The following is a 13,153-nucleotide window of genomic DNA, read 5'->3' as shown; positions in this document are numbered from 1 at the left end:
TAGCTTAATAAAGTGAAGCTAGGCTGTATGCGTTTTATACTCACACAAATTGTATGCTCATACAGAGAAGGAATTCCATGAAGACCAAGTATCATTCATCTCAGATTGTGTTGCACTGGCTGGTTTTGCTGCTGGTGATAGTCACTTATGCCGCTATGGAGCTGCGTGGTTTTGCCCCACGTGGGAGTAGTGCGCGAGCGCTGATGTCGACTATTCATTACAGCTGCGGCGTGTCAGTGTGGGTGCTGATGATCCTGAGGGTTGTACAGCGTTTTCGTTATCCTACACCACCTATCACCCCACAACCGGGGCGGCTGCTGGTGATAGCGTCTCATGCCGTGCATGGCTTTATTTATCTGATGTTTCTGGCGTTGCCAATACTGGGTGTGTTGGGCATGTACTACCGCGGTGTCGATTGGTCGGTGTTCGGTATCGCGATGCCATTTGCTGCTGAGTCGAATGACGATATCAAGCAGATCTTGCTGAACACTCATGAATTGATTGCTAACGCCGGGTATTTCCTGGTGGGGCTCCATGCGGTAGCCGCGTTACACCATCACTATGTGGTACGTGACGATACGTTGCTGCGGATGATGCCCGACAAAAAATAATATCGAGACGTGTTAATACGACACAGACGGCGGTTTTTTCCGCCGTCTGTTTTTTTATGCGTGTCTGGATAATCAATCCGAGGTTAATGCCCATCTGGCGGCGGGATTGTGCCAACACCAGGCTGTTCTGCCATCTGTTTGAAGCGCAGCAACGTTTTATGCAACATCTCTTTTGGCAACAACTGAAACACCTGGCTGAGGGTTCGCCCCAAAAAACCGCCAGGAGGGTCGAAACGAATACTGAGGGTCACTTCGGTGCCGTCACTGTGTGGGGCCGGACGAAACGAGAGGCGTCCTTCATTCGGGATTCTGGCACCCGGCAGCGAGCGCCAGTAAATAAATTGGCCCGGTCGCTCATCCACGATTCGTGCTTGCCATTCGATATACTGGCCGAGCGGTGCTTTCATCCGCCACAGCGAATCCGTTCTGTTGATGATATCGATGTGGGCAACATGGTTCATCAGCACCGGTAGCGTTTTGGGGTCGCGCCACAAATCAAACAGCACATCCGCCGGGCGGAAAATGACTAAAGAACTACTGAGTTGATCGGCGTGGTTATCCGTTATGCCAGATCGACGTAAGAATGTGGGTGGCACGTTATCTTCCCCTCCTGATTTACCTGAGACAAACCTTGCTATGGTCGTAGCGGCTCGAAAAATAGACGAGTTGCCCTGGTCTTGTCCCCGGTGTAGCCGTGTCTTCAGGCGAGTGTACGTGATGCCAGGGGAAACCTGCAAACCTGCAGGAAATAAAAACTTGTGTTAGCCGAGTATCACGTTTCCATTACAGATAGGGCGCGGAAGAGGATGCGTATTCTCACAAAAATAGAAGAATAATGACTACATTCAGAGCAGATTAACGGATATCTGTTACACTTTTACTTAGTGTTAATTGACTGCCGTGCCATGTTATCAAGTAAGCTTTTTTTTCTCATTTTTTATTTAGCCCATCAGATGATGGGCTTTTTGTTTTTCGATAATAATGACGCAGTGGACTATTAATTGGTTTTTTATTTTCTGTTTTTATTTCTGTTGTAATGGTCACAAAAATAAACGATGTGCATTGTTTTTTTAAGGTTGATTTAATTTTCACCGTGTAACTTTATCAGCAGGTAATCACTTTGTCGCGCCAAAACACCAGGGTTTTATAATTATAAGATAGTATTTGCCCACCTTTCGGTGGGCTTTGTTTTTTATCTACTTTCATCTTTTTTGAGCTGTTGTATTAAAAATTATTTTTTTTTTTTTTGCTTTCCTAATGTTGGCTTAATGTACATGCAATAGAATTCTTATCAGGCAGCGGAAAGCTGCCAACCTGTGTCTTCAGGATGCTTCATGCCAGAGAATAGTGTCATCTTTGCCCACCTTTCGGTGGGCTTTTTTTTGTATTTAAATACAGTTAGTTATTTGAATTTTTAGCAATGGCTTTTTGAGGTCCTTAAATTAAGGTTATTTTAAGGTAATAACGGTAAATTTATTTCCAGACAGTGGATAACTGTCGTGCCAGTACTACCAAATCTTAGCTGTTGAAAAACCCAATAGCTTTGCCCACCTCTTGGTGGGCTTTTTTTTTATGTTTGTCAGTCGCTGCTGAATTTCAATATAGTAATAGTTCCGCAGGGGATAATCATAATGGAAAATAAAAATATTTTCTTTGTAGGGTTAAGGTTGCTGACTTTCTCGCCGATAAATAAAAACAAGAGTGGTGCTTGAGAAAATGAATTTTTTTTAAAACGCACGTCAAGCAGAACAAGATGCGAAAACTAAATGGGAGAGTGTCGCGCTAATGACCCACCAGGGATGAAATACGAATAACAAGGCTTTATACCTGAAAATTTTGAGTTTGTAGGACGAGACAAACAACGGACTCAGCAAATAGCGACCAGGAGGCGAAGTAGACCATACGTCAGCAGATTGAAAGATAACAGGTATATCGTGAAGTCGATTCGCCTTATGTGTTAATCCACCATGTAGCCAGTGGCATTTCGCAACACGGCGTCACTTCTTTCAGGGGCTTCCTACCCAACTGGCCTGTCAACTGGCAGGCCAGCATTATTTCAGCTTCATAAACCACGTCTGCCGGGAATCATCGGCCGAAGAAACGATCGACAGGCGCTGAAACCCGAGTCGTTGGTAAAGTCGGATCGCCGGGTGGTTATCACGCATGACCGTCAGCGTCAAATGTGACAGGTGGGCACGAGCATCATTAATCAGAGCACGCAGTAATCTGTCTGTCGCGCCACTTCCGCGTAACGCGTCTGTGACATAGACACCCCAGATAATCCCTTCATCATGACTTTGCTCGGCGTAGGCGGCGATGCCGCATAGGCGACACTCAGGCGCGAACATTCCCCACACATGATTAGTGTCTAGTCGGGCGATAAACGTGCTGGCAGGTTCTGCCTGCTCTTTTTGCCAGGTGCTGCCGAAGGCATGTGGAGCTTGCTGCAGCCCTTCCAGTCGAACTCGTCGAAACTCAGCGAAATCATCGGTTGCCAGTCGGCGAATTATCATTATTCGTGTCCTGCAACACCAATAAAAAAGCCCCGAGGCGGGGCACGCATGTCATAAAAAGCTATCGCCGTTATTATTGTGAGTCAATCGTATACAGTCAGCATGACGATAATAAGACAACAATTTGCACCATGCTGCGTGTTGTCTCGCATTCCGGTTAAGCAACAGGGCTGCACCAGGAAAAGTGCTACCCTGAGGGAGAATGTGTTCATTACTATTGAATTGCGATGGATAGACAGGGTGCTGCAATGACAGAAACTGAAATCTTGCGACTGAGCGTGCTGGTGGGACAACGTCTGAAGGCGCGTCAGGAAAAAATGACCTGTGCCGAGTCCTGTACCGGTGGATGGCTGGCTAAGGCGATTACGGATGTACCCGGTAGTTCGGCATGGTTTGACTACGGTTTTGTAACTTACAGCAATCAGGCCAAGCAGGCGCTGGTCGGCGTACGGGAAAATACACTGGTGCAATTTGGTGCGGTTAGCTGCGATGTCGTGAACGAAATGGCGGCTGGGGCGCTGAGCCGTTCAGGTGCGGATATCGCCGTATCGATCAGCGGTATTGCCGGGCCGGACGGCGGAACGCCAGACAAACCAGTGGGAACCGTGTGGTTTGGTTTTTGCGATAGAAACGGTAACAGCGTGGCCCAAAGAATGCAGTTTGACGGCGATCGTCATGATGTTCGTTTGCAGGCGGTGGCGTTTGCCTTACAGACGCTGCTGGAGAGATTTTTATAAAATAGGCTTGATGCTGTATGAGTATACAGTATAATGCGGCCATCGGTTCGGTGAATCATGAATAAGCAACAGCGTAGAGGCAGCGGCAGGCTGCGCGACAGGAGCAGAAATGGCTATTGATGAGAACAAACAAAAGGCACTGGCGGCGGCGCTGGGTCAGATCGAAAAGCAATTCGGTAAAGGTTCTATCATGCGTTTGGGCGAAGATCGCTCAATGGATGTTGAAACGATCTCCACAGGCTCCCTGTCTCTCGATATCGCACTGGGTGTTGGTGGTTTGCCGATGGGGCGTATTGTCGAAATCTACGGTCCTGAATCCTCCGGTAAAACCACGCTGACACTGCAGGTTATTGCGGCTGCGCAACGTGGAGGTAAAACCTGTGCGTTCATCGATGCTGAGCACGCGCTGGACCCGATCTACGCGAAGAAACTGGGCGTTGATATCGATAATCTGCTGTGTTCCCAGCCGGACACCGGCGAGCAGGCGCTGGAGATCTGTGACGCACTGGCTCGCTCCGGCGCGGTGGATGTGATTATCGTTGACTCCGTGGCGGCGTTGACGCCGAAAGCGGAGATCGAAGGGGAAATCGGCGATTCGCATATGGGTCTGGCGGCGCGCATGATGAGCCAGGCCATGCGCAAACTGGCTGGTAACCTGAAGCAGTCCAATACGCTGCTGATCTTTATCAACCAGATCCGTATGAAGATCGGCGTGATGTTTGGTAACCCGGAAACCACCACCGGCGGTAACGCGCTGAAATTCTATGCTTCCGTTCGTCTGGATATTCGCCGTATCGGTTCGATTAAAGAGGGCGAAGAGGTTGTAGGGAGCGAAACGCGTGTCAAGGTCGTGAAAAATAAGGTTGCTGCACCGTTTAAACAGGCTGAATTCCAGATTCTGTATGGTGAAGGGATCAACACCTACGGTGAACTGGTTGATCTGGGCGTGAAGTACAAGCTGATTGAGAAAGCTGGTGCCTGGTACAGCTACAATGGCGACAAGATTGGTCAAGGCAAGGCTAACGCTTGCAATTTCCTGAAGGAAAATCCAGCTATCTCTGCTGAACTCGACAAGAAACTGCGTGAAATGTTGCTGCACAAGGATAATGACGCTGTGCCGAACGCTAGCGGTGCAAGCGCCGAGTACGATGAAGAAGCCGCTGGCGAACTCAACGACGATTTTTAATGGAACGTCGTAGCATGAGCAGCACATTCTCGGGATGACAGGTATGTCGAAAGTACTCCGTTATGCGATGAATGTGCTGGCTGTGCGAGATCATAGCGAGATGGAATTGCGCCGCAAGATTGCGGCGTATTTGCAAACGAACCGCGAATGCAACCATGACAATGCTGACGATAACCCTGCATTGTCCGAGTTTGATACCCAAATCGAGCAGGCGGTAGACAGTTGTCGGCAGCAGGGCTGGCTGGATGATGCACGCTATGCCTTGCGCTATATTAGTAGCCGCTGCCGCAAAGGATACGGTGCTCAACGTATTTGTGCCGAGCTTAATCAACGGGGTATCGATAAATCAACCCAGCGCATGGCGCTGCAGTCTTGTGAGATAGACTGGTATCTGCAGGCGAAAACTGTAGCGACCCGTAAGTTCGGTTCACCATTGCCAATCAGTTGGCCAGAGCGCGCCAAAGTTCAGCGTTACTTGCTTTATCGCGGTTTTTCCCACGATGAAATTCAGTCGGTATATATGAATTTTTCCGATTGAACGCACACGGGATTTTACTTCCCCCCTAAGAAAATTTATCTTATTCCCACTTTTTTTGTTCGCGTTTGGCTTGGTCACATCAGAATGCTGCATCTGCCTTGCCCGCGACTGTTCTTTTAGCTTGATTTCAGGACAATTATGAGCAAGAGCACCGCTGAGATCCGTCAAGCGTTTCTCGACTTTTTCCATAGTAAAGGTCATCAGGTTGTTGCCAGCAGTTCCCTGGTGCCAAACAATGATCCTACGTTGTTGTTTACCAATGCCGGGATGAATCAGTTCAAGGATGTTTTCCTGGGGCTGGACAAACGTAATTATGTGCGCGCCACGACCTCTCAGCGTTGCGTGCGCGCCGGCGGCAAGCATAACGATTTGGAAAACGTGGGTTACACTGCGCGTCACCATACCTTCTTCGAAATGCTGGGTAACTTCAGCTTCGGTGATTATTTCAAACGCGACGCCATTACTTACGCCTGGGAACTGTTGACCAGTCCGCAGTGGTTTGGCCTGCCCAAAGAAAAACTGTGGGTCACGGTTTATGCCACTGATGATGAAGCCTATGACATTTGGGCAAATGAGGTGGGTGTACCTCGCGAGCGCATTATCCGCATCGGCGACAACAAAGGCGCACCATACGCGTCGGATAACTTTTGGCAGATGGGCGATACCGGTCCTTGCGGCCCTTGCTCTGAAATTTTCTATGATCATGGCGATCACATCTGGGGTGGACCGCCGGGAAGTCCCGAAGAAGATGGCGACCGCTATATCGAGATCTGGAACCTGGTATTCATGCAGTTCAACCGGCAGGCTGATGGCACCATGTTACCGTTGCCGAAACCATCGGTTGATACCGGTATGGGGTTGGAGCGTGTTTCCGCTGTCCTGCAGCATGTGAATTCCAACTACGAGATCGATCTGTTCAAAACACTGATCGCGGAAGCTGCCAGCGTGGTAGGAACCGATGATCTGAACAGCAAGTCGCTGCGCGTCATTGCCGACCACATTCGGTCTTGTGCATTCCTGATTGCTGATGGCGTAATGCCGTCGAATGAAAACCGCGGCTATGTGCTGCGTCGAATCATTCGTCGTGCTATCCGTCACGGTAATATGTTGGGTGCGAAGGAAACCTTCTTCTATAAGCTGGTTGGTACTCTGATTAAAGTGATGGGACCCGCTGCTGAAGAGCTTAAACGCCAGCAGAGCCTGGTGGAACAGGCGCTTAAGAATGAAGAAGAGCAGTTTGCCCGTACGCTGGAGCGCGGATTGCTGCTGCTGGACGAAGAAATTAAACAGCTTAAAGGCGATACGCTTAGCGGTGAGGCGGCATTCCGTCTTTATGACACTTACGGCTTCCCGGTCGATTTGACCGCGGATGTTTGCCGTGAGCGTAATCTGAAAGTAGATGAAGCCGGTTTTGAACGTGCGATGGAAGCGCAACGTCAGCGCGCGAGAGACGCGAGTGGCTTTGGTGCTGATTACAACAGCCTGATCCGCGTGGATGAATCTACAACGTTCTGCGGTTATGAACGTACCGAACAGCAGTCGAAGGTTGTGGCTATTTATCGTCAGGGCGAGTCCGTGCAGGAAATTCAGGCAGGTGACGAAGCGGTCGTGGTCCTGAATGAAACCCCGTTCTACGGAGAATCCGGTGGACAAGTTGGCGACCAGGGCGAATTGGCGTCGTCGACAGCACGTTTCTCTGTTGCCGATGCTCAAAAATATGGTCAGGCTATCGGTCATATCGGCAAACTGGCTCAGGGTTCTTTGCGGGTGAACGACAAGGTGGATGCGGTGGTGGATCATGTTCGCCGCGACCGTATTCGTCTGAACCACTCTGCGACTCACTTGTTACATGCTGCTTTACGTCAGGTGCTGGGTGAGCATGTGGCGCAGAAAGGTTCGCTGGTTAATGACAGCTACCTTCGTTTTGACTTCTCTCATCCAGAGGCGATGAAGCCAGAGCAGATTCGTCAGGTGGAGGACATCGTCAATACCCAGATTCGTCGCAACCTGCCGATAGACACAGATGTGATGGAGTTGGATGCGGCCCGAGCGAAAGGTGCGATGGCGCTCTTTGGTGAAAAATACGAAGAGAATGTCCGTGTGCTGTCGATGGGCGATTTTTCCATCGAACTGTGTGGTGGTACTCATGCTCGCCGCACTGGTGATATCGGTCTGTTCCGGATCGTGTCTGAATCGGGTACGGCTGCAGGTATTCGCCGTATTGAAGCTGTTACCGGTGAGAATGCCATTGTCGATCTGCACCATCAGAGTGATTTGCTGCATGAAGTCACGCAGTTGGTGAAAGGTGACAGCAACAATTTGGCCGATAAAGTGCGTTCTTTACTGGAGCGTAGTCGCGGGCTGGAAAAAGAGTTGCAGCAGTTAAAAGAGCAGCAAGCCGCGCAGGAGAGCTCTTCACTGTCCAGCAAGGCGAAAGATATCAACGGTGTGAAGCTGCTGGTGACGCAGTTAAACAATGTTGAACCCAAGCTGTTGCGAACGATGATGGATGACCTTAAGAATCAACTGGGTTCTGCGGTGATTGTGCTATCGACAGTGGCGGATGGTAAAGTCAGCCTGATCGCCGGGGTGACCAAAGAGTTGACCGATCGTGTCAAAGCGGGTGAGTTGGTTGGCTTTGTGGCAAACCAGGTCGGCGGTAAGGGTGGCGGTCGCCCGGATATGGCACAAGCAGGCGGAAATGATGTCGATGCGTTGCCATCGGCGTTGACCAGCATTGAAGCCTGGGTGGTTGATAGGCTATAAATATTAAATACGTGTTATCCCGGCAAAAACGCCATGACTATGAGTGGTTTTGGCGTTTTTAGCTTGCGGTAAGGATGGCCGTAAACAAGACTGTTCATAAGGCGTCTGTGGGGTTCCAGAGACGTCTTATGGGATGAAGTCTGGTTGTGATAACAAAAAGCGCAAGCTGTCTTATATCGACTAAACTGAACATTAGTAATAGACAATGAGTGAGATGATGAGACATTTTCGTCATCCAGGTTTACGTTTTCCCCAACCATGATGGATAATGACGGGAGAACAGAGAGGCCTGACTCTTTATAATCTTTCAAGGAGCAAAGAATGCTTATTTTAACTCGTCGAGTTGGCGAAACCCTCATGATTGGCGATGAGGTTACGGTTACCGTACTAGGAGTAAAGGGCAATCAGGTTCGTATCGGTGTTAACGCGCCAAAAGAAGTCTCTGTACACCGTGAAGAGATTTACCAGCGTATTCAGGCAGAGAAGTCTCAGCCAACCTCCTATTGATTGAATAGCGTCTCGTGTTGGCGAGGCGCTGTTGTTCACGTATCTCTATTTTTCCTGTATTTTCCTTTTTTGCTAATGACAGCCTTACCGGTATTTGTAGCTGTGCGTGCAAATAACTGGTTGTTTTATTGGCGATAAAGCATGGTTTTTGTTGTTAATCTGTTCTTGTTGGGTGCGAAGTGTTCAAACGGAACTGATATCGGAAAAATTGTTTGACTTATAAGTCCGGGAAAGTAATATGTGCGCCACGCAGACAGGTGAGCGCTGAACGAAAACGAGTTTAGTGATTACCAGTCGGTACGGTGAGGTGGCCGAGAGGCTGAAGGCGCTCCCCTGCTAAGGGAGTATGCGGTCAAAAGCTGCATCGAGGGTTCGAATCCCTCCCTCACCGCCATTAATATGCATCCGTAGCTCAGCTGGATAGAGTACTCGGCTACGAACCGAGCGGTCGGAGGTTCGAATCCTCCCGGATGCACCATTTAATGGATAGCGTTATCTGACAAGAGCACTGTCAGTTATACAATTTAAGAGAAGTTTGCAGTAAATCTTGAAATGCATCCGTAGCTCAGCTGGATAGAGTACTCGGCTACGAACCGAGCGGTCGGAGGTTCGAATCCTCCCGGATGCACCATTCTCCTGATGCTGTTTCCTCTTGTTGTAAAATCATAGTCTAAAAGATTTCCAAAATGCATCCGTAGCTCAGCTGGATAGAGTACTCGGCTACGAACCGAGCGGTCGGAGGTTCGAATCCTCCCGGATGCACCATCTTATTTAAAATCATCCAAACTTATTTCCACAGTAGCGTCTTTTCTTTGTCAGAGATTCTGCGGTTTCCCTTGCCTGATACATCTATTTCATTGTTTTTATTATGGTTATTGAATAAGCGACAACGTTTTGACTTTGCGTTAAAGTAATCGTCTCTTTTCGGTGGGTACGGAGTCATGATGTACGATCGCTATCTGGGCCTCATCTTTGACATGGATGGCACCATCCTCGATACAGAGCCGACCCACAGCCTGGCATGGCAACAGGTTCTGGCAAAGCATGGTATGAGTTATGATGACGATGCCATGACGGCGCTGAATGGCGCGCCGACCTGGCGTATCGCCGAGGTGATTATCAACCAGCATCAGTCGGATCTTGATCCGTATCGGTTGGCGGCGGAGAAAGCAGCTCTGACTGAAACCATGCTGATGGACACCGTACAGCCACTGCCGCTGATTGACGTCGTTAAAGCGTATCATGGCCGCCGTCCGATGGCTGTCGGCACCGGAAGCACACATGGTTTGGCTGATCGTCTGCTACGTCATCTAGGCCTGCGTGACTATTTTTCTGCGCTGGTCGGCGCTGATGATGTACAGCGGCATAAGCCTTTCCCTGATACTTTCCTGCGTTGTGCAACATTAATCCAGATTGCCCCTGAACACTGCCTCGTGTTTGAAGATGCCGATTTTGGCCTTCAGGCTGCGGCTAGTGCAGGTATGGATGTGATTGATGTAAGAACGCTGTGAGTGAGTTCTGGGCGGTTTTTTCCTTATTCTGGAGCAGCTTTCTGAGTGCGACGTTGTTGCCAGGCAGTTCGGAAGTCGTACTGGTTTCGTTGTTGTTAACTCACAGCAGCAGCCCGTTGCTGCTGATTAGTGTCGCTTCGATTGGTAATACATTGGGCGGGATCACCAATATTGTTGTCGGGCGCCTGATTCCTGAACTTAAGCCACAAAAAGGATTGAATACCGCACGACGCTGGTTGCAGCGTTATGGCACCGCTGCATTACTATTTAGTTGGGTGCCGGTGGTCGGCGATATCTTGTGCATATTATCGGGGTGGTTAAGGATGCCCTGGGCAAGTTCCGTAATATGTATTTTTATCGGAAAAACGTTGCGCTATCTGATAGTGGTTGGCGTAGCGCTGAAATGGACGATGGGGACAGCATGAGTTGTAATTGTGATAGTTGCCCCCATATACCATCCATTATTCTTATTAACATGACTAAATCTTCATAGCGGGAGGTCAATTTGATCCCGGACGTATCAAAAGCGCTGTCCTGGCTGGAAAAACATCCTCAGTCTATAAAAGGGATCCAGCGTGGCATTGAGCGTGAAACACTGCGCGTGATGGCAAATGGACATCTGGCGAAGACAGGGCATCCGGAGAGATTGGGGGCGGCGCTAACCCACCCCTGGATTACCACGGATTTTGCTGAAGCATTGCTGGAATTCATTACGCCGGTTGACAAGGATATTGATCACCTTCTCACCTTTTTGCGTGATATTCATCGTTATGTGGCGCGTCATCTTGATGATGAGCGCATGTGGCCGCTAAGTATGCCTTGCTTTATTGAAGCAGGGCAGGATATCGAACTGGCGCAGTATGGTTCCTCGAATATTGGTCGTTTTAAAACGCTATATCGTGAGGGCCTGAAAAACCGCTATGGCGCGTTGATGCAGACCATTTCTGGCGTGCATTATAATTTTTCGCTGCCGTTGGCATTCTGGCAGGCTCGTGATGGCATTACCGACGCTATCAGCGGTAAGGAAGCGATTTCCGCCGGATATTTTCAACTGATCCGGAATTACTACCGTTTCGGCTGGGTAATTCCGTATCTGTTTGGTGCCTCGCCAGCGATTTGCTCCTCTTTCCTACAGGGCAAAGAAACTCACTTGCCGTTTGAGCGTTCGGAAAAAGGTATGCTCTACCTGCCGTACGCGACATCGTTGCGTTTAAGTGACTTGGGTTACACCAACAAATCACAGAGCAACCTTGGCATTACCTTCAACAGTTTGGAAACCTATGTTTCAGCGCTGAAAAAGGCGATTCACACGCCTTCTGAAGAATATGCAGGGATTGGGCTCAAAAAAGAGGGCCGTTATCTGCAGTTGAATACCAATGTGCTGCAGATTGAGAACGAATTGTATGCACCGATCCGGCCTAAACGCGTTACTCGTCCGGGCGAGTCACCTTCCGATGCGCTATTGCGCGGCGGGATTGAGTATATCGAAGTGCGTTCGCTGGATATCAATCCATTCTCGGCGATCGGCGTCAGCGCCGAACAGGCGCGATTCCTCGATCTGTTCCTGATTTGGTGTGCGTTGGCGGATGCGCCGGAAATGAGTGAATCGGAACTGCTCTGCACACGTAAAAACTGGAATCAGGTGATTCTGGAAGGCCGTAAACCGGGGCAGACAGTCGGTATGGGCTGCGATACAACGCGTCAGACGATTGCGGAAGTTGGACGTTCACTGTTTGCGGATCTGCGGCGTGTTGCGGAATTGTTGGATCAGGGGCAAGCTAAGCCGTACTATCGACAGGTCTGTGATCAACTGGTTGAAGGATTTGACGACCCGGACAAGACGTTTTCCGCCCGGATTTTGGCGATGATGCTGGAAAATGGTAGTGGCGGCGTTGGTCTTCAACTCGCCGGGCAGTACCGCGAGCAACTGTTGCAGGAGCCGCTGGAGATTTTATCTGAAACCCAGTTTACTTCCGAGTGCGAGCGTTCATGGCAGCACCAACGTCAACTGGAGTCAGAAGATACGCTGAGTTTTGATGCATATCTCTCCAGGCAGTAATGCCGGGAGCCGGTAAAAGAAAAGGCCACGCGGTTGTCACCGGTGGCCAAAGAAACATCTCTGATAATAGGGATGATGATAATAAATGCGCGTCTTTCATTTGTTATGACCGGCATCGGTAAGAAAAGTTTCCTGGAAACGAGAAATAATTTTTCATGAGGAGGTGGCAACATGCCATTACTGGATAGTTTTACTGTCGATCATACTCGTATGGCTGCACCTGCCGTTCGCGTGGCCAAAACCATGACAACCCCTCATGGTGATACGATTACTGTGTTTGATCTGCGTTTCTGCCGCCCTAATCAGGAGATCATGCCGGAGCGTGGTATCCATACTCTGGAGCACCTGTTCGCGGGTTTCATGCGTGATCACCTTAACGGTGACGGCGTCGAGATCATCGATATCTCTCCTATGGGTTGCCGTACCGGTTTCTACATGAGCCTGATTGGCACGCCGGAAGAACAGCGTGTGGCTGACGCCTGGAAAGCGGCCATGACGGATGTGCTTAAGGTTACCGATCAGCGTAAGATTCCGGAACTGAACGAATATCAGTGTGGCACCTATGAAATGCATTCCCTGACCGAAGCTCAGGACATTGCACGCCACATTCTGGATCACGACGTTCTCGTCAACAAAAACGACGATCTGGCGCTGCCGAAAGACAAATTGGCGGAATTACACATCTGATTGACGTCACACGTATGCAATAAAAAAAGAGAGCCATG

At 49.5% G+C, this 13,153-nt stretch carries 12 protein-coding genes and 4 tRNA genes; 14 read left to right on the top strand and 2 right to left on the bottom strand.

The window, feature by feature from the left end; translation table 11 throughout:
• Positions 1–77 precede the first annotated feature (77 nt).
• Positions 78–611, top strand: a complete 534-nt coding sequence (cybB, locus tag OB87_RS16660; RefSeq protein ID WP_033570528.1) for a cytochrome b561 — start codon at positions 78–80, stop codon at positions 609–611.
• A gap of 83 nt (positions 612–694) precedes the next feature.
• Here cybB and OB87_RS16655 read toward each other — a convergent pair whose 3' ends face one another.
• Both OB87_RS16655 and OB87_RS16650 read right to left on the bottom strand, forming a co-directional pair.
• Complete coding sequence (locus tag OB87_RS16655) at positions 695–1,207, bottom strand: SRPBCC family protein (RefSeq protein WP_033570527.1); 513 nt, start codon at positions 1,205–1,207, stop codon at positions 695–697.
• Positions 1,208–2,662: 1,455 nt separating this feature from the next.
• A complete protein-coding gene (locus OB87_RS16650; RefSeq protein WP_033570526.1) occupies positions 2,663–3,124 on the bottom strand; it encodes a GNAT family N-acetyltransferase in 462 nt (153 codons plus the stop codon).
• A 248-nt stretch (positions 3,125–3,372) separates the two neighbouring features.
• Here OB87_RS16650 and pncC point away from each other — a divergent pair, with 248 nt between their 5' ends.
• From pncC to luxS, 13 genes are all read left to right on the top strand, one after another.
• Positions 3,373–3,861 (top strand): nicotinamide-nucleotide amidase, encoded by a 489-nt coding sequence (gene pncC, locus OB87_RS16645; RefSeq protein ID WP_033570525.1) that lies wholly within the window; start codon positions 3,373–3,375, stop codon positions 3,859–3,861.
• A gap of 109 nt (positions 3,862–3,970) precedes the next feature.
• Positions 3,971–5,047, top strand: a complete 1,077-nt coding sequence (recA, locus tag OB87_RS16640) for a recombinase RecA (RefSeq protein WP_033570524.1) — start codon at positions 3,971–3,973, stop codon at positions 5,045–5,047.
• Between the two features lie 43 nt (positions 5,048–5,090).
• Positions 5,091–5,585 carry a recombination regulator RecX gene (gene recX / locus OB87_RS16635; RefSeq protein WP_033570554.1) on the top strand — a complete coding sequence of 165 codons (495 nt, stop codon included), beginning with the start codon at positions 5,091–5,093 and terminating at the stop codon, positions 5,583–5,585.
• 138 nt (positions 5,586–5,723) lie between these two features.
• Positions 5,724–8,351: an alanine--tRNA ligase gene (gene alaS / locus OB87_RS16630; RefSeq protein ID WP_033570523.1), complete on the top strand. Its 2,628-nt coding sequence runs from the start codon at positions 5,724–5,726 to the stop codon at positions 8,349–8,351.
• A gap of 321 nt (positions 8,352–8,672) precedes the next feature.
• Positions 8,673–8,858: a carbon storage regulator CsrA gene (gene csrA, locus OB87_RS16625; RefSeq protein ID WP_005972168.1), complete on the top strand. Its 186-nt coding sequence runs from the start codon at positions 8,673–8,675 to the stop codon at positions 8,856–8,858.
• Between the two features lie 301 nt (positions 8,859–9,159).
• A tRNA-Ser gene (locus OB87_RS16620) sits at positions 9,160–9,252 on the top strand.
• A 7-nt stretch (positions 9,253–9,259) separates the two neighbouring features.
• Positions 9,260–9,336 (top strand) — tRNA-Arg (locus OB87_RS16615).
• 76 nt (positions 9,337–9,412) lie between these two features.
• Positions 9,413–9,489, top strand: a tRNA-Arg gene (locus tag OB87_RS16610).
• A gap of 57 nt (positions 9,490–9,546) precedes the next feature.
• Positions 9,547–9,623 (top strand) — tRNA-Arg (locus OB87_RS16605).
• A gap of 179 nt (positions 9,624–9,802) precedes the next feature.
• On the top strand, positions 9,803–10,369 hold the full coding sequence (gene yqaB, locus OB87_RS16600) for a fructose-1-phosphate/6-phosphogluconate phosphatase (protein ID WP_033570522.1): 567 nt from the start codon (positions 9,803–9,805) through the stop codon (positions 10,367–10,369).
• Entirely contained in the window at positions 10,366–10,794 is a 429-nt protein-coding gene (locus tag OB87_RS16595) for a YqaA family protein (RefSeq protein ID WP_033570521.1), read from the top strand. Before yqaB ends, OB87_RS16595 begins: the two co-directional genes overlap by 4 nt.
• Positions 10,795–10,874: 80 nt before the next feature.
• On the top strand, positions 10,875–12,428 hold the full coding sequence (gene gshA / locus OB87_RS16590; protein ID WP_033570520.1) for a glutamate--cysteine ligase: 1,554 nt from the start codon (positions 10,875–10,877) through the stop codon (positions 12,426–12,428).
• Positions 12,429–12,599: 171 nt separating this feature from the next.
• Positions 12,600–13,115 carry an S-ribosylhomocysteine lyase gene (gene luxS / locus OB87_RS16585; protein ID WP_013319092.1) on the top strand — a complete coding sequence of 172 codons (516 nt, stop codon included), beginning with the start codon at positions 12,600–12,602 and terminating at the stop codon, positions 13,113–13,115.
• Positions 13,116–13,153: the final 38 nt, after the last annotated feature.

The organism is Dickeya undicola (assembly GCF_000784735.1).
GTDB classification, from domain to species: Bacteria; Pseudomonadota; Gammaproteobacteria; order Enterobacterales; family Enterobacteriaceae; genus Dickeya; species Dickeya undicola.
This window is presented reverse-complemented; position numbering and strand designations above follow the sequence as displayed.

What these genes read in the sequence shown, in the direction of transcription:
- cybB (WP_033570528.1), top strand. Translation starts at nt 78, where the DNA reads ATGAAGACCAAGTATCATTCATCTCAGATTGTGTTGCACTGGCTGGTT.
- OB87_RS16650 (WP_033570526.1), bottom strand. Translation starts at nt 3,124, where the DNA reads ATGATAATTCGCCGACTGGCAACCGATGATTTCGCTGAGTTTCGACGA.
- pncC (WP_033570525.1), top strand. Translation starts at nt 3,373, where the DNA reads ATGACAGAAACTGAAATCTTGCGACTGAGCGTGCTGGTGGGACAACGT.
- recA (WP_033570524.1), top strand. Translation starts at nt 3,971, where the DNA reads ATGGCTATTGATGAGAACAAACAAAAGGCACTGGCGGCGGCGCTGGGT.
- recX (WP_033570554.1), top strand. Translation starts at nt 5,091, where the DNA reads ATGTCGAAAGTACTCCGTTATGCGATGAATGTGCTGGCTGTGCGAGAT.
- alaS (WP_033570523.1), top strand. Translation starts at nt 5,724, where the DNA reads ATGAGCAAGAGCACCGCTGAGATCCGTCAAGCGTTTCTCGACTTTTTC.
- csrA (WP_005972168.1), top strand. Translation starts at nt 8,673, where the DNA reads ATGCTTATTTTAACTCGTCGAGTTGGCGAAACCCTCATGATTGGCGAT.
- yqaB (WP_033570522.1), top strand. Translation starts at nt 9,803, where the DNA reads ATGTACGATCGCTATCTGGGCCTCATCTTTGACATGGATGGCACCATC.
- luxS (WP_013319092.1), top strand. Translation starts at nt 12,600, where the DNA reads ATGCCATTACTGGATAGTTTTACTGTCGATCATACTCGTATGGCTGCA.